Source organism: Pseudomonas sp. GW-45, assembly GCF_056896675.1.
The window spans coordinates 3993739-4014173 of record NZ_CM167674.1; the positions used below are offsets into that span (position 1 = coordinate 3993739).

General features: G+C 57.4%; 21 protein-coding genes and 1 riboswitch. Of the genes, 17 read left to right on the forward strand and 4 right to left on the reverse strand.

The window, feature by feature from the left end:
- Positions 1-29: 29 nt before the first annotated feature.
- The gene (locus tag AC1XYH_RS18815; RefSeq protein WP_483324605.1) at positions 30-290 is read right to left on the reverse strand and encodes an accessory factor UbiK family protein; all 261 of its coding nucleotides are present in this window, start codon (positions 288-290) and stop codon (positions 30-32) included.
- A 335-nt stretch (positions 291-625) separates the two neighbouring features.
- Here AC1XYH_RS18815 and AC1XYH_RS18820 point away from each other — a divergent pair, with 335 nt between their 5' ends.
- The 3 genes from AC1XYH_RS18820 to AC1XYH_RS18830 are packed head-to-tail and all read left to right on the forward strand — an operon-like array spanning position 626 to position 2483.
- A complete protein-coding gene (locus tag AC1XYH_RS18820) occupies positions 626-784 on the forward strand; it encodes a hypothetical protein (protein WP_483324606.1) in 159 nt (52 codons plus the stop codon).
- Positions 785-840: 56 nt separating this feature from the next.
- A complete protein-coding gene (gene glnK / locus AC1XYH_RS18825) occupies positions 841-1179 on the forward strand; it encodes a P-II family nitrogen regulator (RefSeq protein WP_092286485.1) in 339 nt (112 codons plus the stop codon).
- Positions 1180-1232: 53 nt separating this feature from the next.
- The gene (locus AC1XYH_RS18830) at positions 1233-2483 is read left to right on the forward strand and encodes an ammonium transporter (protein WP_483324607.1); all 1251 of its coding nucleotides are present in this window, start codon (positions 1233-1235) and stop codon (positions 2481-2483) included.
- Positions 2484-2552: 69 nt separating this feature from the next.
- Here the strand turns inward: AC1XYH_RS18830 and AC1XYH_RS18835 are convergent, their stop codons facing one another.
- Both AC1XYH_RS18835 and AC1XYH_RS18840 read right to left on the reverse strand, forming a co-directional pair.
- Complete coding sequence (locus AC1XYH_RS18835; RefSeq protein ID WP_483324608.1) at positions 2553-3911, reverse strand: ATP-binding protein; 1359 nt, start codon at positions 3909-3911, stop codon at positions 2553-2555.
- Entirely contained in the window at positions 3889-4554 is a 666-nt protein-coding gene (locus AC1XYH_RS18840) for a response regulator transcription factor (protein WP_483324609.1), read from the reverse strand. Before AC1XYH_RS18840 ends, AC1XYH_RS18835 begins: the two co-directional genes overlap by 23 nt.
- Before the next feature lie 184 nt (positions 4555-4738).
- Here AC1XYH_RS18840 and AC1XYH_RS18845 point away from each other — a divergent pair, with 184 nt between their 5' ends.
- The 5 genes from AC1XYH_RS18845 (at position 4739) to AC1XYH_RS18865 (ending at position 9298) form a co-directional block, all read left to right on the forward strand.
- Positions 4739-5275: a cupredoxin domain-containing protein gene (locus AC1XYH_RS18845; protein ID WP_483324610.1), complete on the forward strand. Its 537-nt coding sequence runs from the start codon at positions 4739-4741 to the stop codon at positions 5273-5275.
- Between the two features lie 48 nt (positions 5276-5323).
- Entirely contained in the window at positions 5324-7150 is a 1827-nt protein-coding gene (locus AC1XYH_RS18850) for a copper resistance system multicopper oxidase (RefSeq protein ID WP_483326418.1), read from the forward strand.
- Complete coding sequence (locus tag AC1XYH_RS18855; protein WP_483324611.1) at positions 7147-7878, forward strand: copper resistance protein B; 732 nt, start codon at positions 7147-7149, stop codon at positions 7876-7878. The genes AC1XYH_RS18850 and AC1XYH_RS18855 overlap by 4 nt, the downstream gene beginning before the upstream one ends.
- Before the next feature lie 155 nt (positions 7879-8033).
- On the forward strand, positions 8034-8780 hold the full coding sequence (locus AC1XYH_RS18860) for a MauE/DoxX family redox-associated membrane protein (protein ID WP_483324612.1): 747 nt from the start codon (positions 8034-8036) through the stop codon (positions 8778-8780).
- Between the two features lie 11 nt (positions 8781-8791).
- Positions 8792-9298: a DUF305 domain-containing protein gene (locus tag AC1XYH_RS18865; protein WP_483324613.1), complete on the forward strand. Its 507-nt coding sequence runs from the start codon at positions 8792-8794 to the stop codon at positions 9296-9298.
- A gap of 41 nt (positions 9299-9339) precedes the next feature.
- Here AC1XYH_RS18865 and AC1XYH_RS18870 read toward each other — a convergent pair whose 3' ends face one another.
- A complete protein-coding gene (locus AC1XYH_RS18870) occupies positions 9340-10962 on the reverse strand; it encodes an NAD(P)/FAD-dependent oxidoreductase (protein WP_483326419.1) in 1623 nt (540 codons plus the stop codon).
- A gap of 399 nt (positions 10963-11361) precedes the next feature.
- On the opposite strand from AC1XYH_RS18870, the gene AC1XYH_RS18875 reads away from it, so the two are divergent.
- The 9 genes from AC1XYH_RS18875 (at position 11362) to AC1XYH_RS18915 (ending at position 20435) form a co-directional block, all read left to right on the forward strand.
- Positions 11362-13701 carry a heavy metal translocating P-type ATPase gene (locus tag AC1XYH_RS18875; protein ID WP_483324614.1) on the forward strand — a complete coding sequence of 780 codons (2340 nt, stop codon included), beginning with the start codon at positions 11362-11364 and terminating at the stop codon, positions 13699-13701.
- A gap of 123 nt (positions 13702-13824) precedes the next feature.
- Positions 13825-14286: an ATPase gene (locus AC1XYH_RS18880; RefSeq protein ID WP_483324615.1), complete on the forward strand. Its 462-nt coding sequence runs from the start codon at positions 13825-13827 to the stop codon at positions 14284-14286.
- 58 nt (positions 14287-14344) lie between these two features.
- Positions 14345-14764, forward strand: a complete 420-nt coding sequence (locus tag AC1XYH_RS18885; protein WP_483324616.1) for a secondary thiamine-phosphate synthase enzyme YjbQ — start codon at positions 14345-14347, stop codon at positions 14762-14764.
- A 216-nt stretch (positions 14765-14980) separates the two neighbouring features.
- Positions 14981-15085, forward strand: a riboswitch (guanidine-I (ykkC/yxkD leader).
- 53 nt (positions 15086-15138) lie between these two features.
- Positions 15139-16146 carry an ABC transporter substrate-binding protein gene (locus AC1XYH_RS18890; protein ID WP_483324617.1) on the forward strand — a complete coding sequence of 336 codons (1008 nt, stop codon included), beginning with the start codon at positions 15139-15141 and terminating at the stop codon, positions 16144-16146.
- Positions 16147-16200: 54 nt separating this feature from the next.
- Positions 16201-17238, forward strand: a complete 1038-nt coding sequence (locus AC1XYH_RS18895; RefSeq protein WP_483324618.1) for a fatty acid desaturase family protein — start codon at positions 16201-16203, stop codon at positions 17236-17238.
- Complete coding sequence (locus tag AC1XYH_RS18900) at positions 17235-18026, forward strand: SDR family NAD(P)-dependent oxidoreductase (RefSeq protein WP_483324619.1); 792 nt, start codon at positions 17235-17237, stop codon at positions 18024-18026. The genes AC1XYH_RS18895 and AC1XYH_RS18900 overlap by 4 nt, the downstream gene beginning before the upstream one ends.
- Entirely contained in the window at positions 18026-18781 is a 756-nt protein-coding gene (locus AC1XYH_RS18905) for an SDR family NAD(P)-dependent oxidoreductase (RefSeq protein ID WP_483324620.1), read from the forward strand. Before AC1XYH_RS18900 ends, AC1XYH_RS18905 begins: the two co-directional genes overlap by 1 nt.
- Entirely contained in the window at positions 18781-19665 is an 885-nt protein-coding gene (locus AC1XYH_RS18910; RefSeq protein ID WP_483324621.1) for a DMT family transporter, read from the forward strand. Before AC1XYH_RS18905 ends, AC1XYH_RS18910 begins: the two co-directional genes overlap by 1 nt.
- Entirely contained in the window at positions 19665-20435 is a 771-nt protein-coding gene (locus AC1XYH_RS18915; RefSeq protein WP_483324622.1) for a creatininase, read from the forward strand. The genes AC1XYH_RS18910 and AC1XYH_RS18915 overlap by 1 nt, the downstream gene beginning before the upstream one ends.

Below are 20435 nucleotides of genomic sequence, written 5' to 3' on the forward strand. Positions count from 1 at the left end.
GATACAGCCGGGCTCAGGCGTAGGTAAGGTTATTTATCGGGGTGTTCGGAGCTCGAGTTTTCGAAGGCCGCGACGCGCGCCTCCAATGCCTCCAGACGCTCACGGGTACGCATGAGCACGACCTGTTGGGTCTCAAATTCATCGCGGCTGACCACGTCTAACTTGCTCAAAGCGCTTTGTAGCATGGCTTTGAGATGCTTTTCGACGTCGGGGGCTGGCAGCCCCTTTTCGCTCATTAGCAGCTTGCTTGCTTGGCTGCTGACGGCGTCTATTACAAGTTTATGCAGCATCCCGGATACCTGCGGCGATGATTAGTGTTGGTTGGGCATATGCCCTTGCTAGCACCGCAGTGTAGCACTGAGTGCAGGCAGACCGAAACGCGCTCCCTGATCGTGCGCCGAATGCGCGCGCGCCCTACAGGCGTGCACTACACTGGTGCAAGAGAGGGCGTGAAGGCTGGTTGTTTGTTGTACGATATTTTTCATATCATTGATTTTTAAGAAGAAAACAAAATTGGCAGGTTTTCTGCAATGTGTGCTGTAGCTGAAGGCGGTGTGCAGTCCTATTGCAGGGCGCAACACCAAATCGCAGCCAGAACAGTGTTGATCACATCAGGAGCATAACAATGAAGCGTTTGACCCTGGCTAAATCGGCCATCGCTCTGAGCGCCACGGACTTGCCATATGCCGAAACATATATGAGCTCGGATGAATGTGCCGGCTTTGCCGGTGATTCTGACTACTGCGGCAGCACTTTTGTATTGTCCGTTTCTAAAAGCCTCTAACTCGGCATAGACTTGTCCTGTCCCCCAGGGCAGTCCATTTCCACGGGAGTATCAAAATGAAACTAGTAACGGCGGTAATCAAGCCTTTCAAACTGGATGATGTGCGTGAAGCGCTATCCGAGATCGGTGTGCAGGGCATCACTGTGACTGAGGTCAAAGGTTTTGGCCGGCAGAAAGGTCATACCGAGCTATACCGCGGTGCGGAGTACGTTGTGGACTTCCTGCCTAAGGTAAAAATTGACGTAGCCATCGGCGACGACATGCTTGATCGCGTGATCGAATCCATCACTAAAGCGGCCAACACCGGCAAGATCGGCGATGGCAAAATCTTTGTGGTGAACCTCGAGCAGGCTATCCGCATCCGTACCGGCGAAACCGACACCGACGCCATTTAAGGCACGCTCTTTCACCGAATGCAGTAAAAAAGCCTATATGGGGGGCTTGAAAAATGGAAGATATCGTACAACTCAAGTACGCACTTGATACGTTCTACTTTCTGATTTGCGGCGCGCTGGTTATGTGGATGGCGGCAGGTTTCGCCATGCTCGAAGCCGGCTTGGTCCGCGCCAAGAACACCACCGAAATCCTCACCAAGAACGTGGCCCTGTACGCTATTGCGTGCACCATGTACCTGTTGATTGGTTACCACATCATGTACTCCAGTCCGGAAGGCGGCATTTTCCCGAGCTTTGGCGTACTGATCGGGCCAGAAAACTCGGTTGAAGACGTACTCGCCGGCGGCGATGATGCACCTTACTATTCGGTTGCATCCGACTTCTTCTTCCAGGTGGTCTTCGTCGCTACAGCTATGTCGATCGTTTCGGGTGCGGTAGCCGAGCGCATGAAGCTGTTCGCATTCCTGATCTTCGCCGTCGTCATGACGGGCTTCATCTACCCAATCCAGGGCTTCTGGAAATGGGGCGGTGGCTTCCTGAACGCGGCTGGCTTCCTCGACTTCGCCGGTTCTGGTGTGGTCCACCTGACAGGTGCTACCGCTGCACTGGCTGGTGTACTGCTGCTGGGTGCTCGTAAAGGCAAGTACGGTCCTAATGGTCAGATCAGTGCCATCCCTGGTTCTAACCTGCCGATGGCTACCCTGGGTATGTTCATCCTTTGGTTGGGCTGGTTCGGCTTCAATGGCGGTTCGCAGTTGGTTATTTCCAACATTGCTGACGCCAACGCGGTTGCTCAGATCTTCCTGAACACTAACGCGGCGGCTGCCGGTGGTCTGATTGCAGGTCTGTTGGTTGCTCGTATCCTGTTTGGTAAGGCTGACCTGACCATGGCTCTGAACGGCGCGCTGGCTGGTTTGGTTGCCATTACAGCTGAGCCGCTGACTCCTGGTGGTCTGCAAGCTACTCTGATCGGTGCGGTAGGCGGTGTGATTGTCGTCTTCGCGGTACTGGGTCTGGACAAGCTGAAGATCGATGATCCGGTCGGCGCCATCTCCGTTCACGGTGTGGTCGGTATCTGGGGTCTGCTGGCTGTATGCCTGACCAACGGCGACGCTTCTCTGAAAGCGCAGCTGCTGGGCATCGTAGTTATCTTCCTCTGGGTATTCATCTCTAGCTTGATCGTATGGAGCATCATCAAACTGGTGATGGGCCTGCGCGTTAGCGAAGAAGAAGAGTACGAAGGCGTCGATATCTCCGAGTGCGGTATGGAAGCCTATCCGGAATTCACCAGCAGCAAGAAGTAAGCTGACTGGCAATACCGGAAACAACAAAGAGGGCGTCCATCGGGCGCCCTCTTTGTTTGTGTCTGTAGATCAGGATTGGCGGGGCAAGCGAACGCATGCCAGTAAGCCCCCCTGAGCGCTGGCCGCAAACCTCAGCGTGCCGTCATAGCGCGCGACGGTTTCTCTCACTATGGCTAAGCCAAGGCCATGACCGGGCACTTGCTGGTCCAGGCGAAGCCCGCGTGTGCCGAGCTGCTCGAGTTGTTCTTCCGCGACGCCAATACCATCATCCGCGACCTGGATTTCGAACGCCTGTGCATCCTGTTGCAAGCACACCAGGACCTGTGAGCGCGCCCACTTGCCGGCATTGTCGATCAGGTTGCCTAGTAACTCATTCAAATCCTGCTCCTCAATCGGCCACAGCTGGTACTCGTCTATTTGGATGTCGAGCTCAAAGCGTTTGTCGGCATACAAGCGTCCGAGCATCCAAAGCATGTCGCGCGCCTGCACTACGGGGTTGGCGTTCTTACCTGCTTGAGGTCCTGCGGCTTGGGCGCTTCGCATGGAGGTATCGAGCTGAAGGTTGATTTCCGCCAGCTTGCTGGTTATCTGCGTGCGCATCGCGTCATCGATGGGTTGTTGGGTGTTACTGAGCATCTGGGTGATGGCCGCAATCGGCGTTTTAACGCTGTGCGAGAGGTTGGCGTTGGTGTGGCGGGAGCGCTCCAGGCGCTGGTCCAGTGTGTCGAGTAATTGGTTGAGCTGTTGCGTCAGTCGCTGAAACTCTGCTGGGACGGCTTCGTCTAGCCGTGATCGTCCGCCCTGGCGCAGCTGTTGCAACTGGTGGCGCAACTGAGTGGTGGGGCGCAGAGACAAATGCACTGCTAGCCAGATCATGCCGATCAACAACAATAGCAGAGCGACGGCGACCAGGGCGGTCCAAAGGTGGAGTTCCTGTTCTCCGGCCTTGAGTACGCTGTAATCCTCTGCCACCACGATGATCAGGGGCTGGCCTTCTACGGAAGACGTAGCGCGGTAGGCGAGGAAGTAACTGGGGGCCGACTGGCCGGGCAGCTTTGTACTCAAGGTCTGTAGGCCCTCTTCAGGTTGGGTCAGCCAGGGTTGCAGCTGGGCGCTCCAGTCCGGATGTGAGTACAGCTCGCGGCCAGCTAGGCTCACCGCATAAACGTGGTGGGACGCCGCGTTAAAAGAGTCGTGCTGGAAGGCGATCTGGTTGCCGTCGCCGGCAGGGGTGGCGCGTAGATTCTGCTCGATAAAGGCGGCTTCCTGGTAAAGGCGGTCTTTTACGAAGTCGCGGGTCATGCGCTCCAGTAGTACCCCGTGCAGAACCCAGGCAACGCCCATGAAGATGGCGGCGAACGGCAGCAGCCAGCACAGCAGGGTGGTGCGTATCGAACGGCCCGGCTTACTCTTGGGCAGTAAAGACATAGCCTTGGCCTCGCTGGGTTTGAATTGCGTTGCGGCCAATCAACAGTCGCAGCCGGCGGATGTAGGCTTCTATGGTATTCAAACTGGGCTCGGCTTCTAGGTTGTAGAGCTGCTCCAGCAACTCTTCCTTGGAGAACAGACGGTTGGGGCGGCTCATGAAACAGCGTAGTAAACGAAATTCCGTGCCGGTCAAACCGTGCCATTGGCCATCGGGGGTGCACACCCGCTGACGCTCTTCGTCGAGGCGATAACGGCCGGCCTCAATGGTGCTGGAGGTGCGCCCTTCGCTGCGTCTGATCAGTGCGTGCAACCGAGCTAGTAGCTCTTCCCAGTGGAACGGCTTTGCGAGGTAGTCATCGGCTCCGGCTTTTAATCCGTTGACCTTGTCCTGCCAGCTGTCGCGGGCAGTCAGCAGCAGCACTGGCATCTCACAGCCCGCCTGCCGCCATTGCTGCATGACCTCCAGCCCATTGCCATCGGGCAGGCCAATATCCACCACGGCTACTCGATAGCTTTCCTGCAAGCCCAACTGCGCTGCCGTGCTGGCCGAGTCGCTGGCGTCTACCGCGAAGCCAGCTTGTTCCAGACTTTGGCGCAAGCTGCTTTGCAGCAAGGGATCATCTTCTACCAACAGCAGCCGCATGGGATGCCTCTTTTTTCAGGTGTGTTCAGTCAGGATTCAGTTTCGCGCGACATGCTGAGCGCCTAATCACTGGTTAGCTGGCAGTGAGAGTGCATCGGCCACCAGGGTGGTTGTCAATTCAAACCGATTTTTTGTGAGTGCTCGGAGTCGTGTGCATTCGCTTGTGAAGCAGGGGCGGGACGTTATGAAGAAGATTTTATTATCGGCTGGCGCAGGACTGTTGGCATTGGTTGTTGTTTCTGGCGTAGAGGCCTCTGCGGGACACGATCAGCACGCTGCTGCGGCGCCCATGGGCCAGCCGGGCAAAGCCTCCGAAGTGACGCGAACTATTGAGGTCAGCATGCACGATAACTACTTCGAACCGGAAGACCTCAGCGTCAGCGAGGGAGAAACGGTGCGGTTTGAGATTACCAATCAGGGCGGCCTGGTACACGAGTTCAATATTGGTACTGCGGCGATGCACGAAGGGCATCAGGCCGAAATGCTGATGATGGTGCAGCACGGTGTGCTGAAAGGCGACAAGCTGGATCGCAGCATGATGGAGATGGATATGGGCAACGGCCAGACCATGAAGCATGACGATCCGAACAGTGTGCTGCTGGAACCCGGTGAACAGGGCGAGATCATCTGGACTTTCGCTAAAACGGCCAATCTGCAGTTTGCCTGCAATGTGCCAGGCCACTATCAAGCGGGCATGCAGGGCGAGATTAGCGTGCAGTGAGCAGATGGGGTGGATCGACCAATACCTGAGGTGTAGACGCGGATGTATATGAATGTGATGCGGCAGATGCTGCTACTGGTGTTACTGGCGCCGATGATGGCGCTGGGTGGTGAATACGCGCTGACGGTTGATCGGGTGATGATCGATGTCGGCAGTTTCCAAAAACAGGGCATCGGTTACAACGGCGCCTCGCCGGGGCCAGTGTTGCGGTTTAAAGAGGGCGAAGACGTTGTCATCAAGGTAACCAATAACCTGGACGAGATGACCTCGATTCACTGGCACGGTCTGGTTCTGCCGTTTCAAATGGATGGCGTGCCGGGTATCAGCTATGCCGGTATTGCGCCGGGTGAAACCTTTGTTTATCGCTTTCCGATCAAGCAGTCCGGGACCTACTGGTTCCACAGTCACTCCGGGTTTCAGGAGCCGGACGGGGCCTACGGCGCCATCGTCATCGAGCCGCAGGGTCGTGAACCTTATCGGTATGACCGCGACTACGTGGTGCAACTCACCGACAAGCATCCGCATTCGGGCGATCGCATCATGCGCAATTTAAAAATGATGCCCGATTACTACAATCGCCAGCAGCAGACTGTCGCCAGTTTTTGGGCCGACAGCAAACGTGATGGTATTGCCGCGACGCTGGATGACCGGCTGATGTGGGGGCAGATGCGCATGATGGCTGCTGATGTGGAAGATGTGCAGGGCTTTACCGGTCTGATAAACGGCAAAGGACCGGAGCAGAATTGGACTGGGGTGTTCAATCCTGGTGAGCGAGTGCGGCTGCGGCTAATCAACTCATCCGCCATGACCTACTTCGATGTGCGGCTCCCAGGCTTGAAAATGACGGTGGTGCAAGCCGATGGCAATAACGTGCAGCCAGTGCAGGTTGATGAGTTGCGCATTGGTGTCGCGGAAACCTATGACGTCATAGTGCAGCCCAAGGACGACAAAGCTTACACCTTGTTTGCCGAGTCGATGGGGCGTTCCGGGTATGCGCGCGGCACCTTGGCGCCAAGACCGGGGATGCAAGGCGCAATACCGGCGCTACGCCCCGCGCCACTGCTAACCATGGCTGATATGGGCATGGACCACGGCAACATGAGTGGCATGGACCACTCGAAGATGGATATGTCGGATATGCAGGGCATGGACCACTCGAAGATGGATATGTCGGATATGCAGGGCATGGACCACTCGAAGATGGATATGTCAGGTATGCAGGGCATGGATCACTCGAAGATGGATATGTCGGATATGCAGGGCATGGATCACTCGAAGATGGATATGTCGAATATGCAGGGCATGGATCATTCGAAGATGGATATGGCTGGGATGGATCACTCCAAGATGGCGATGGGCGAAGCGGCGCTGCCTGCCGACCCTTTCTACGCCGCCGGCAGCGGCCTGATTCCCAGCGCCTACAACGATGGTAAGTTTCTGTCGTACGCAGACCTGCGGGCTCAAAAACCCTTATACGCCGACCGTGAACCCACCCGCGAAATCGAACTGCGCCTAACGGGCAATATGGAGCGCTATATCTGGTCGATCAACGGCGTGAAGGAGTCGGATGCTGAGCCCATACGGTTGCAGTACGGCGAGCGGGTGCGTTTTAAATTCGTCAACGAAACCATGATGACTCACCCCATGCATCTGCACGGCATGTGGTCGATTCTGGACGTGGGTGCGGATAAGTGGAACCCGGTCAAGCATGTGATCAGCGTGGCGCCGGGCACTACCGTATACATGGAGACCGAAGTGGATGCGCCGGGTAAATGGGCGTTTCACTGTCATCTGTCTTACCACGCGGCGGCGGGCATGTTCCGCACCGTGATTGTAGAAGGTGGACCGGCCACAGCAGCAGGAGGTGCGCAATGAGGAAAGTAATTTTTGCGCTGGCAACCGGCTTGCTGCCAGCCTTGCCCTTGCAGGCGATGGAAGCGCAAATGAAGCATTCGATGCACAGCGGCTATTTCTATGGCGTGCAGGTCGAGGAGTTGGAGTACCGCGCGGGTGATCGCGGCGAGGAGCTGGGTTACTGGAGTGCCGATGCCTTTTACGGCACCGATGATCTCAAGCTGCGCTGGATCACCGAAGGGGAGTATGACCTCCAGGAAGAGGTTTACGAGACGCTGGAAAATCAGCTGGCATTGCAGGTTCCGGTCTCCACCTTCTTTGATGCCAAAGCTGGGCTGCGCTTTGACACGCCTGACGGGCAGAATCGGCAGTACGCTTTTGTTGGGTTGGCTGGTCTGGCGCCCTATTGGTTTGAGTTAGACAGCAACCTGTATGTCAGCGATCGGGGCGATGTGTCTGTAGATCTGGATGCCGAATATGAAATCCTGCTGAGCAATCGTCTGATATTAACGCCCTCCGCTGAGCTCGACGCGGCCTTTTCGGATGACGAAGAGGTTGGTGTGGGGGCAGGGTTGAGCAGCATGGAGCTGGGCCTGCGCTTGAGCTACGACCTGATTGATCGCAGCGTGTCGCCTTACGTGGGCGTGGTCTACGAGCGCAGCTTCGGGCGCACTGCGGATTTTGCCGCTGAGCATGGGGAGGCTGATCAGGCTTGGTTTGCGGTGGTTGGCGTGCGCTTGATGTTTTAGCTGGCAGCGGAACAGGGCAGGGGCACAGCGGGTCGGAATAACCAAGGGGCGCTTCCACCGGCGTATTGATTGACCAGTGATGCTCCTGTTAGCCGTTCGGCTGATATCGGCAGCGGTAACTGCAGTTTTGGTAACTGACAAAGCGAGGTGAGGTTATGACGGATCAACAACGCGACGCGCAACTCTATCGCATGGTGATGAAAGACCATATCTGCCCCTTTGGGCTGAAATCCCGGGATCTGCTCAAGCGTGAAGGCTACCAGGTAGAAGATCACTGGCTGACAACCCGGGAAGAAACCGATGCTTTCAAGAGCAAGCACGATGTTGACACCACGCCGCAGACCTTTATCGATAACCAGCGCGTAGGTGGTTATGACGACTTGCGCCGCTACTTTGGCAAGTCGGTAAAGGACCCGGATGAAGTTACCTATCAGCCGGTTATTGCGGTTTTTGCCACGGCTGCATTCATGGCGTTGGGGTTTGCTTGGGCGGCTTTTGACACCCTATTTACGGTGCGCGCCTTGGAGTGGTTTGTTGCCATTTCCATGTGTGTGCTGGCGATACTCAAGCTGCGTGACCTGGAAAGCTTCTCGAATATGTTTCTAGGGTACGACCTGTTGGCGAAACGCTGGGTGCGGTATGCCTATCTGTACCCGTTCGGTGAGGCGCTTGCCGGCATATTGATGATCGCCGGGGCGATCCTCTGGCTGGCCATCCCGCTGGCGATGATCATAGGTACCATTGGCGCTGTATCGGTGTTCAAAGCGGTTTATGTTGATAAGCGCGAACTTAAATGCGCCTGTGTAGGCGGCGACAGCAATGTGCCACTTGGCTTTATTTCGCTTACCGAAAACTTGATGATGGTCGGCATGGCCATCTGGATGTTGGTAAAAACCATCTGATAGGAGGAAGTATGTCTTACCGAATGTTTTTCAGCATGATAGCCACATCAACCATCGTGATGTTCGGTTTGATGTATCTCAATACTTACGCCGTGGAACACGCCACCTTCAGTCAGACGCGAGCCTGGATGGCCTTGCTGATGGGAGCGACCATGGGTGTGGTGATGATGGCGTTCATGTGGAAGATGTACGCGAATAAGCTACTGAATAGCGCGATCCTGGGCGTATCGGTGCTTGTTTTTGCGGGGTCTCTTTGGTTGGTGCGCAGCCAGCAGACGGTTGATGATGTGAGTTATATGAGCGCGATGATTCCACACCATTCCATTGCGATCATGACCAGCGAGCGTGCCCGCATTCGCGACCCGCGCGTGCGCGAGTTGGCCGACGGCATCATAAAAGCGCAAGTGCGGGAAATTGCTGAGATGAAGGCTTTGATAGCTGAGTTAAAAGCGCAACCGGTACCTGAAAATGCGCCAGTCTTGCCACCTTACCGGCAGACCGGCGAAGGGCATCTTTGATCTTCGCCGGATAGATAAAAGGCTAAATGGTCTTGCTGGTATTACTCGCTCTTTAAATCCGCCAACATTGCCGTGGCCAGTGCCTCAGCAACCTTGATACCGTCTACTCCGGCCGAGAGAATGCCGCCGGCGTAGCCTGCGCCTTCACCTGCGGGGTATAGGCCACGCGTGTTAAGGCTTTGCAGCGAGAGGTTGTCGCGCTTGATACGCACCGGTGAAGAGGTACGGGTTTCGATCCCGGTGAGGACCGCATCGTGGCGGTCGAAGCCGCGAATCTGTTTACCAAAAGCAGGCAAAGCCTCCCGAATGGCATCAATCGCGTAGGCAGGCAGCGCCTGCGCCAAATCGCCGAGCAGCACGCCGGGCTGGTACGAGGGCTGCACCGCGCCGAGGCTGCTTGATGCTTTACCGCGGATAAAATCGCCCACCAGCTGACCGGGCGCACAGTAGTCACTGCCGCCGAGTTCATAGGCGCGAGATTCAAGCTGCTCTTGCAACTCCACACCCGCCAGAGGGCTGCCGGGGAAGTCCTGCTCCGGGTGGATGCCGACCACGATACCGGCGTTAGCATTACGCTCGTTGCGCGAGTATTGGCTCATGCCGTTGGTGACCACGCGGCCAGGCTCGGAGGTGGCCGCGACCACCATGCCGCCGGGGCACATGCAGAAGCTGTAAACCGCACGCCCGTTCTTGGCATGGTGCACCAATTTGTAATCCGCGGCGCCGAGCTCAGGGTGGCCGGCATATTTGCCGAGTCGCGCCTTGTCGATCAGCGATTGCGGGTGCTCGACACGAAAGCCCACGGCAAAGGGTTTGGCCTCTACATAGACGCCGCGCTCGTAAAGCTTGCGGAAGGTATCGCGCGCGCTGTGGCCCAGCGCCAGAACAACATAGCGGCTGCGCAGCTCTTCGCCGTTGGTCAATTTGACGCCTTCAATGCGTCCGTCGTCGATGAGGAAGTCTTCCACGCGGCTATCGAACCGGACCTCGCCGCCTAGCGCCCTGATCTCTTCGCGCATGCTGGCTACCACGCCGGTCAGGCGGAAGGTGCCGATATGCGGCTTGCTGACAAACATGATCTCTTCCGGTGCACCGGCGCGGACGAATTCATGCATGACCTTGCGGCCATAGAATTTGGGGTCTTTGATCTGGCTGTACAGTTTGCCGTCGGAGAACAGGCCGGCACCGCCTTCACCAAACTGTACGTTAGATTCCGGCGACAACACTTTATTGCGCCACAAGGCCCATGTGTCTTTGGTGCGGCTGCGCACATCGCGGCCGCGCTCCAGCACGATTGGTTTGAAGCCCATTTGCGCCAGCGTCAGCGCGGCAAACAGGCCGCAAGGACCAAAGCCGATGATCAGGGGGCGTTCAGTCAGGTCGTCAGGCGCTTTGGCAACAGGGTAATAGCCGGTATCGGGGGCGGTGCGAACGTTACGGTCATCGGTAAAGCGTTCGAGCACCGAGGCTTCGTTATCCAGCGTGACGTCGATGATGTAAACGAAGGTGATTTCGCTGTTCTTCTTGCGCGCATCGTAGCTGCGCTTGAACACCGTGAAATCCAGCAGCTGGGCATCGGTTATTTTCAAGCGTCTAATGATGGCTGGGCGCAGGGCATCGGCGGGGTGATCGAGAGGTAGTTGCAGCTCGTTTATGCGAATCATGCTGGAGTCCTGGCCGGTGACTCCGGCAGAGGTGGATATCGAAGGATAAGTGCCGTGCTGCTCGGCAGCCGCAGGCAAGCACAGTTTACCTTCGGCGCATGACGCTGTCATGCGCGCGGATCGAGCGTTAGTGGCGCACTACTGGTAGTGCGTTGATTGGGGAAGTTTTGGATTAGTTGGTACGGCCTGGGTTTACCTGTGTGAAACTGCTATTTGATTCGCCGGTCGCATGGGTAGCTGGCGGGTTTATGTCGCTCAGGGTGTTAACTGCACGTAGCTTGTTGCATCAGATCGCCAAACAAATTGAATGCCGATGGTTATTCAGTTTGCTCACTCTCGGATTGCTCTGCTCGGCCTTCTGGTCAGGGCGTGCTACCGGACTCGATACAGGACGCTGAAATGTCTGCTGAACATAGTTGTTGTCATCATGAAAACGCCTCTGAACCCGTTAAAGATCCGGTCTGCGGTATGACCGTAGATCCCGAGAAGACGGAGCATCACGCTGAACATGCTGACAAGACCTGGTACTTCTGCTCGGCCGGTTGCCGAGCGAAGTTTATCGCCAGTCCGCAGGATTACCTGGCGCCCAGCAAGGCTTCAACGCAAGCAGAGCAAGCGCCGCCGGGCGCTATCTACACCTGCCCTATGCATCCAGAGGTGCGCCAATCCGGGCCGGGTGATTGCCCGATTTGCGGCATGGGCCTTGAGCCGGAAGAGGTCACGGCGGACGCTGGCCCCTCTGCTGAACTGACCGATATGACGCGTCGTTTTTGGATAGGTCTGGTATTTGCTCTGCCGGTTTTTTTGATGGAAATGGGCGGTCATCTATTCGGCATACATCAGCTCATGGCGCCTCAGTTATCGAATTGGGTACAGCTCGTTCTGGCAACGCCGGTCGTGCTCTGGGCCGGTTGGCCGTTTTTTGTGCGTGGCTGGCGCTCGCTGGTGTCGCGCAATCTCAATATGTTTACCCTGATTGCCATAGGCACCGGCGCCGCCTGGCTGTTCAGTGTGCTGGCGACGGTCATGCCGGATATTTTTCCGCAGGCGTTTCGTCAGGCCGATGGCGCAGTCTCGGTTTATTTTGAAGCCGCAGCGGTGGTCATTGTATTGGTGCTGCTGGGGCAAGTGCTGGAGTTGCGCGCACGGGAGAAAACCTCGGGTTCGATTCGGGCGCTGCTGGATTTATCGCCAGCAACGGCGCGCCGCCTCGACGAGCAGGGTAATGAAGAGGACGTAGCACTCGAACAGGTAGCCGTGGGTGACCGTTTGCGGGTCCGCCCCGGCGATAAGGTGCCGCTGGATGGCGAGATATTGGAAGGGCGCTCGAACGTAGACGAATCCATGGTGACTGGCGAGCCTTTAGCGGCGAGTCGCACTGTGGGTGATCAGGTCGTCGGTGGCAGCATCAACGGTCAAGGTTCGTTCGTGATGCGTGCCGACAAGATCGGCCGCGACACCATGCTCGCGCAGATCGTGCAGATGGTCTCCAGTGCGCAGCGCAGCCGCGCACCGATTCAGGGCCTGGCTGATCGGGTTGCCGGTTACTTTGTCCCGGCTGTGGTGCTGGTGGCGGTGATGGCCTTTGTTGCCTGGTCGATATGGGGGCCTGAGCCGCCTATGGCTTACGGTCTGATTGCGGCAGTCAGTGTGCTGATCATTGCGTGCCCTTGTGCCTTGGGCCTCGCCACGCCAATGTCGATTATGGTCGGCGTAGGCCGTGGTGCGCAAAACGGGGTGTTGATACGCGATGCCGAAGCGCTTGAGCGGTTGGAAAAAGTCGACACCGTGGTTATCGACAAAACCGGCACGCTTACTGAAGGCAAACCCAGCGTGGTGGCAACCCGCCCTGCAGAAGGCTTTGACGAAGCCCAGTTGCTCCAATTGGCGGCGTCGTTAGAGCGTGGCAGTGAGCATCCGTTGGCCAACGCCATAGTGGAAAAGGCCAAGTCGTTAGAGCTGCAGCTCAGCGAGGCGACCGATTTTGACTCACCTAACGGTAAAGGGGTGGTTGGCCAGGTCGACGGCCAGCAAGTCGCGCTTGGTAACCGCTTGTTGATGCAGCAACTGGAAGTCGATATTGCCGCCCATACCGAGGCTGCCGAGCAGCTACGGCATGACGGTGCCACGGTTATTTTTGCGGCGGTGGATGGGCGCATGGCCGGCCTGATCGCTATTGCAGATCCGGTCAAGGCCACCACGGCCGAGGCCATTAAGGCCTTGCAAGATGAAGGCATCGAAGTGGTGATGTTGACCGGAGACAACCACACCTCCGCACAGGCGGTCGCACGCAAACTGGGTATCGACCGAGTCGAAGCCGAGGTGCTGCCCGAGGATAAGGGCCGGGTGGTACAAGCGCTACGGGATCAGGGCAAGGTGGTGCTCATGGCCGGTGACGGCGTGAATGACGCGCCCGCGCTGGCCACCGCGGATGTAGGTATCGCCATGGGCACAGGCACGGACGTGGCGATTGAAAGCGCCGGTATCACCTTGCTGCGTGGCGACCTCATGGGCATAGTTGAAGCGCGCAAGCTCTCTCGCGCTACCATGCGCAACATTCGACAGAACCTGTTTTTCGCCTTCGTTTATAACGCGGTAGGTGTGCCCATCGCGGCAGGGATTTTGTATCCCTTTATGGGGGTGTTGATGTCACCGATTATCGCCGCTGCGGCTATGTCTTTGTCGTCGGTCAGTGTGATCGGCAACGCCCTGCGGTTACGCACCAGTCGGCTGAAATGACCGCGCTTGGTCTAAGCTGTACGGGGTAGCGTGACATCACCGGTTACAGCTCTTACTGAACTTGCCTGCGTCACGGCGGCCAGAATCAGGCAGACAATATAAAGCGCAGCAGCAGGAGGCTTGATGAAGGCAGAAACTTATCGTGAGTTGATTGAATGGACGCAGCACCTGCATGGGCAGCTCGCTAGCCGCATGGAGGCGGGCGCTGCAGCGACCGAAACCACTGAGCGTATGCGCTGGCTGCTGGAATACCTGGCGGATCACGAACGGTGCATGCAGCAGATGGTGGTGCGTTTCGAAGAGCAGGCTGATATCAATGTGTTGGACAGTTGGGTGTACGACCACTTCACAAACAACCCGCGCACCCGAGCGCTGGATGCCGGACAGAGCTTTGCGGGTATGAGCTACGAGGGCATCTGCGCTACGGTATTTGATTTGCATAACGACGCGCTGGACCTATATCGCTACCTGGAAGGGCGCGCCGAAACGGCTGCCGGCCGCGAGCTAATGCAGGATCTGCTGGCTATGGAGCAACACGAAACGCTGCGGCTTGCTGAGCAGGCGCAGCGCGTGCAGGAGATGTGATCAGCGCCCCAGAGCGCGTGTTAATCTGCCCTCTTATAGCTTGGTAGCAGGGGGCAGTATGTGGTTACAAAAATGCATTCGTCTTAAACCGCGCTCTCGCGGTTTTCATCTGATTGATCAAGAGATATTCAGCGCCTTGCCTGAACTGCGTTCACTCAACGCCGGGCTGCTGCATCTCTGGCTGCAGCATACTTCCGCCTCGTTGACCGTGAATGAAAATGCCGACCCTTTGGTGCGTGAAGACTTTGAAGCCTTCTTTCGACGTGCCGTGCCAGACGATGCGCCTTACTTCAAACATACCTATGAAGGCCCGGATGATATGACCGCGCATATCAAGTCGAGTCTGTTGGGCGTGCAGCTGAGTATTCCGGTCAGTGCGGGCGATTTGGCGATGGGAACCTGGCAGGGAATCTATCTGGGCGAGCATCGCGTGCACGCGGGTAGTCGGCAGGTTCTGGCGACGTTGCAAGGGGAGTAGGCGCACCGCAATGGTGTGGCAAGCCCTTTTGTTGGGCACGAATGAGCCTCTCCGGGGGAGTGCCAGGGTTGGCGTGAATCTTGTGTTTAAAGCGCAAGATTATGATTTTATTGGTCTTTCAGTTTTTAATGATTGGCTGGCATTAAGAATGCATTGGTAATCAGTGAAACGGGATGAGTCGTCATTGACTCATGACGCATCACACACTGGAGTGGTATCTAGGCGAACTAGGGTTCCGGCCTGCAATGCAGGTGACTGGTCCGAGAGTTTTCCGGTTCTCAAGGAATGAGAGCTACACGGCGGGATAAAAGCCCGGGAGATCGTCATGACGACGTCGCCCCGTGCCTTTTTTTCACTGTGTAGGAGTTGTACCCATGACCGCCACACGTTTCAGCTTTATCCGCAAGACCCTGGCAGGCGCCAGTCTGGCTGCCGCTGCCGTGCTGTCTCCCGTTGCTGCGCAAGCGGCCGACTCCATGACCATCGGCACTGTTGTTTGGGCCGGTTACGGTCCTTTCTATGTCGCCGACAAACTCGACCTGTATGACCAGTTTGGTCTCGACGTGGAATTGCAGTTCTTCAACGATCCTGCCTTGTTGCCCTCTGCTATGGCCGGTGGTGCTGTAGACGGCGCCATGTTGACCTACGATCAGGTCGTCGGCGCAGTGGCCAAGGGGCTCAAGCACCGCGTAGTGATGCCAATCGACTTCTCCAACGGCGGTGATGCCATTGTTGCCGACAAGTCGATAGCCTCTGTTGCCGACTTCAAGGGCAAGCAGGTGGGCTATAACCCGCTGTCTCCTTCCGATTTTCTGCTGGCATACGCGCTGCAGGTCAATGGCATGACTGAAAAGGATATCAAGGGCGTCAACATGACCCCTGAAGGCATCCCCAGTGCCATGGCGTCTGGCAGCCTGCCAGTTGGCGTCACCTACGAGCCCAATGTGTCACAGATCCTCGGTATGGCCGGTGGTGACAAATTCCACGTGGTCTATTCCTCCAAAGACGCGCCGGGTTTGATTACCGATGTGCTGGCCTTCGACGAGAAAATGATTGCTGCCGAACCCGAAGCCATCACCGCGATGATCAAGGGCTATCAGGCGGGCCTCGAGTATATGCAGGCGCATCCGCAAGAATCGTCGGAAATCATCGGCAAGGTACTGGGTGTAAGCGGTGCCGAAGCTATCGAGCAGATGGAAGGCGTCTACAACATTCCGCTGGATGAGATGGGCAAGAACTTCATCGAGTCTGAGGAAACCACCTCTTTTTACGGTAGCGGCGCGGTGATTGCCGACCTGCTGGTTAAGAACAAGCAGATTCCGTCAGTACCGGATTTTGCCGACACCTTCGATGCCAGCTTTGTTAGCGACCTGACCGAGTAATCAACCGGGCAGGTGCTCGGCGCCTGCCCACTGCATTGTTTTCCGGGAGGAAGCATGTCTACATCCCAATCCAAGTCCAAGCCGCTTTACCGCTATGCCGATGGCCGGGTCTTGAACAGTCTGGCGATGGCCTACAGTCTGGGCAGTTACGCCGCAGGTATAGGCTTGTTACTGGCACCCCACTGGCTGGCCAACGTGGCCGGGCTGTTGTTGCTGGCGCACGCGATGATTATCGGCGCCTATCTGATTCATGAGTTTGCCCATGGCACCATCTTCAGCAAGCCGGCGCACAACGCGCGGGCGGGCGAAATTTTTAGCTGGATGACTGGCGGCTGTTATGCCGATTTCCAGGATCTGCGCCGCAAGCATATGCGCCATCATGTTGATCGCGCCGATGTCATCACCTTCGACAGCAAGGTCTTTCTCAATAGCCTGCCCGCCTGGGTACGCAAATTGGTGCTCGCACTGGAATGGACTTATGTGCCGGCAGTCGAGCTGATCATGCATTTCTATGTGGTGCTGTTGCCCTTTATCAGTAGCAGCGAGAAACATCGTGCTCGGCGCGGCAAAGTACTCGGTGTTTTGTTGATACGCACGGCGCTGTTCGCATTGCTTGGCTGGTTGTCGTTCAGTGCGCTGGTTCTCTACTGCGTAGCCTGGATGATCATGGTCACGGTGCTGCGCTTCGCGGACGCTTATCAGCACACTTACGATGCCTTTGCTGTGCTCGAAGACGACGGCAAGATTCCCGCGGACAAACTGCGTGATCGCGCCTACGAGCAGACTAATACCTTCAGCAATGTAGTTTCGCTGCGCTGGCCTGCGCTGAACCTTCTGCTACTCAATTTTGCTTATCACAACGCGCATCACGAGAAGCCCGTCGCTCCTTGGTATCGGTTGCCGAAGATGCACGCAGAGTTATACGGCGATGGCTACCGGCAGGTGGTGCCTATGGATGAATTGTTGAGCAGCTTTCATCGTCATCGTGTGCGCCGTGTGCTGAGCGAGGACTACGGTGAGTTCGTCGATGGACCCAAGCGTGCTGAAAACTTTTATGGCGCAGTCGGCGTGTCCTTTTTGACGGCGGTATGACTATGCAAACGCTCGATTACCAAAATCGCACTGTGCTTATTAGTGGTGCCGCTAGCGGCATAGGGCGCGGCCTCGCCGAAGCATTTGCAGCGCAGGGCGCGCGACTGGAACTGCTGGATCGTAACGGCGACGCGCTGGCCGCTGTGGTCGACGTGCTGTCTGGCATAACCGAGGTACAGGGTTATGCGCTTGATCTGAACGATGACTTGGCCGTTAGCGAGTATGCGTTGGCGCTGGCTGATCGCTGCGACCGGGTAGACGTGCTGATTAACAACGCTGGCATGGAGCAGCCGACGCCGCTGTTGGATGACCGCGCCGACGCCAATCGTCGTTGGCAGAGCCAGTTGGATAACAACGTGGTGTCGATGCTGCGTCTCACCCGCGCTCTGCTGCCGTTGCTTGGTGAGGGCAGCAGTGTGATCAACCAGTCGTCAATCTGGGGCTTGAGTGCGGTGGCTGGGTTCTCTGCCTATGTCGCTAGCAAGCATGCAGTAATAGGTTTGACCCGCTCGTTGGCATGGGAGCTGGGAGCGCAGCGAATCCGGGTGAACGCGGTGTGTCCGGGCTGGATCGCTACCGATGCGGCCATGGCGTCGTTACGCAGCATGGCGCAGGAGAGTGGTCGTACTGAGGAGGATGAGCTGCGGCATATTCTCTCGGCCCAGGCGATTCCCGAGCTGCTCACACCAGCTGATTTGGCCGGTACTTTCTTATTTCTCGGCTCCCCTGCCGCAGCTGCCATGACAGGGCAGGCGTTAGTAGTGAGCCGTGGTGAGGTGATGCATTGATGGACGTTCAAGATTTTAACGGCCAGCGGGTGCTGGTAACGGGCGCGGCGACCGGTATTGGTCGCGCTTGCGCGCTGATGCTGGCGTTGCGCGGTGCTGAGGTATGGATCAATCACCTCGGTCAGGGCGATGCCAGTGCGGCCCTGGTGGATGAAATCGTAACGGCCGGTGGGCGGGCGACGGCGATTGAAGCGGATGTCAGCGACCCGTACGCGGTCGCCGAAATGTTCGCGTGCATCACCGCCAGCGGTCCACTGGACGGTTTAGTAAATAACGCCGGGATCATTCAAGAACAGCCCTTTTTGGATACCTCTGAGGAGGATTGGCGGCAGATCATGGCAGTAGACCTGGATGGCGTATACCGCTGCTGTCGTCACGCCTTGGAGGGCATGACGGTCGCCGGGCGCGGTGCGATCGTCAATATCAGCTCGGAATTGGGCCACTTGGGGCGTGAGAACTACGTGGCCTATTGCACCGCCAAGGCGGGCGTAATCGGCCTGACCAAATCGCTAGCGCGCGAGTTTGCGCCAACTATTCGGGTCAACGGTGTAGCGCCGGGTCCGGTGGATACCGCGATGGTATCGCTGGAGCACATGAGCGAAGAGTGGATTGCCAAGGAGCTAGCCATACCGGCTGGGCGCCTTGGCCGTCCCGAGGAGATCGCGGCAGCGGTCTGCTTCCTGTTGTCGTCGTCAGCCAGTTTCTTTACCGGCCAGATGTTGGGTGCCAATGGCGGTGCCTGGATGGGTGGCTGATGTTACGTCCCGAATGGGTGCTGATTCTCGCCACCATCCTGTGGGGCACGAGTTGGGTACCTTTGCAGGCGTTTGCCGAGTTAGGCATCAGCGGCATGCCGATGGTTTTAGCCAGTTACGGGCTGATCGCCTTGTTTGCCTTGCCCTTGTTCTATTGGCAACGGCGAGCCTGGTGGCCGCAGCGCTGGGGCTTGTTGGGGATCATCCTGTTCGGCGGCTGGGCGAATGCGTCGCTGATTTCGTCGCTGTCGCTGGCGGAGGATTTGGTGCGTGTGATGCTGCTGTTTTATCTGGCTCCCGTGTGGGGTGTTTTAGGCGGTTGGCTGCTGTTACGTGAGCGCATCACTGCACTGCGACTGCTGGCGCTGGGGTTGGCGCTGGTGGGTATCGGGCTGACGCTGGGAGTAGGGCGCGATACGTTCAGCCGCATGACCTCGATTGACTGGTTGGCTGTCAGCGCCGGTCTGGGTTTTGCCCTGAACAACTTGGCCACCCGCGCGGCGGACCGCGTGCCGATGGCCAGTAAAACGGTCGCGGCTTTTGTGGGTAGCGCTCTTTTTGCTGGTTTGGCCTGCGCTTTATACGGCGAGTGGTGGCCAGCGCTGGGAGTGCAGACCTGGTTATGGATTGTGCTCTTCGCGGTTGGCTGGTTGTTGCTCGCAACGCTTGGCGCCCAGTACGGGGTTACTCACCTGCCAGCCAGTAAAGCTGCGGTGTTGGTGGTATGCGAATTGATTGCAGCGGTGCTCTCGGTGGCTTGGTTGAACGATGAGCCGATTGGCCTGCGTACCTGGGTCGGCGCGGGAATGGTCAGTTTGGCCGCCGTTATGGCCGGTTGGCCGGAACAAAACATTGAAAACGAATTAGCGAGGAGCTCGTCCTGATGACAAGTGTGTATATGGATCAAATCAGCTGGGTCGAATACCAACAGCGAGTGGAGCAGGGTGCGGTGGTGTTTCTGCCCTGTGGTGCGACTGAACAGCACGGCCCGCACTTGCCGCTAGGTACCGATGCGTTGCTGTCCACGGCTTTGAGCGCGGATGTAGCCGCGCAGGTGGGAGGCATTGTCGCCCCGGCGCTGGCTTACGGTTACAAGTCACAGCCCAAGTGTGGCGGCGGTCAACATTTCTGTGGCACTACCAGTCTCGATGGCGCCACGCTGATTGCGCTGGTGCAGGACGCCGTACGCGAGTTTGCCCGTCACGGTGTTAAGCGTTTGGTACTGGTGCTGGGGCATTACGAAAATACCTGGTTTGTCACCGAAGGCATCCAATTAGCGCAGCGTGAATTGGGTACGGGCTGTGAGCTTGAAGTTATGCGGCTTGAACACTGGGACTTCTGCAAGGAAGCGACGCTGGATGACATCTTCCCTGATGGGTTCCCTGGTTTTGCGCTGGAGCACGCGGCGGTCATCGAAACCTCGCTCATGCTGCATTACCTCCCGCACTTGGTCAGCCTGGACAAGATACCCAACGATCCGCCCGCTGACTTCCCACCCTATGACATGTACCCGACGCGCACCGAGTGGGTGCCGCCGTCCGGCGTGTTGTCTTCGGCGTTGGGCTCGACTGCCGAGAAGGGCGCGCGCATGGCGGATGACATCGTCAGTGGCATCGCGGCGGCGGTGCGGCACGAATTCAAATTGGAGGCCTGA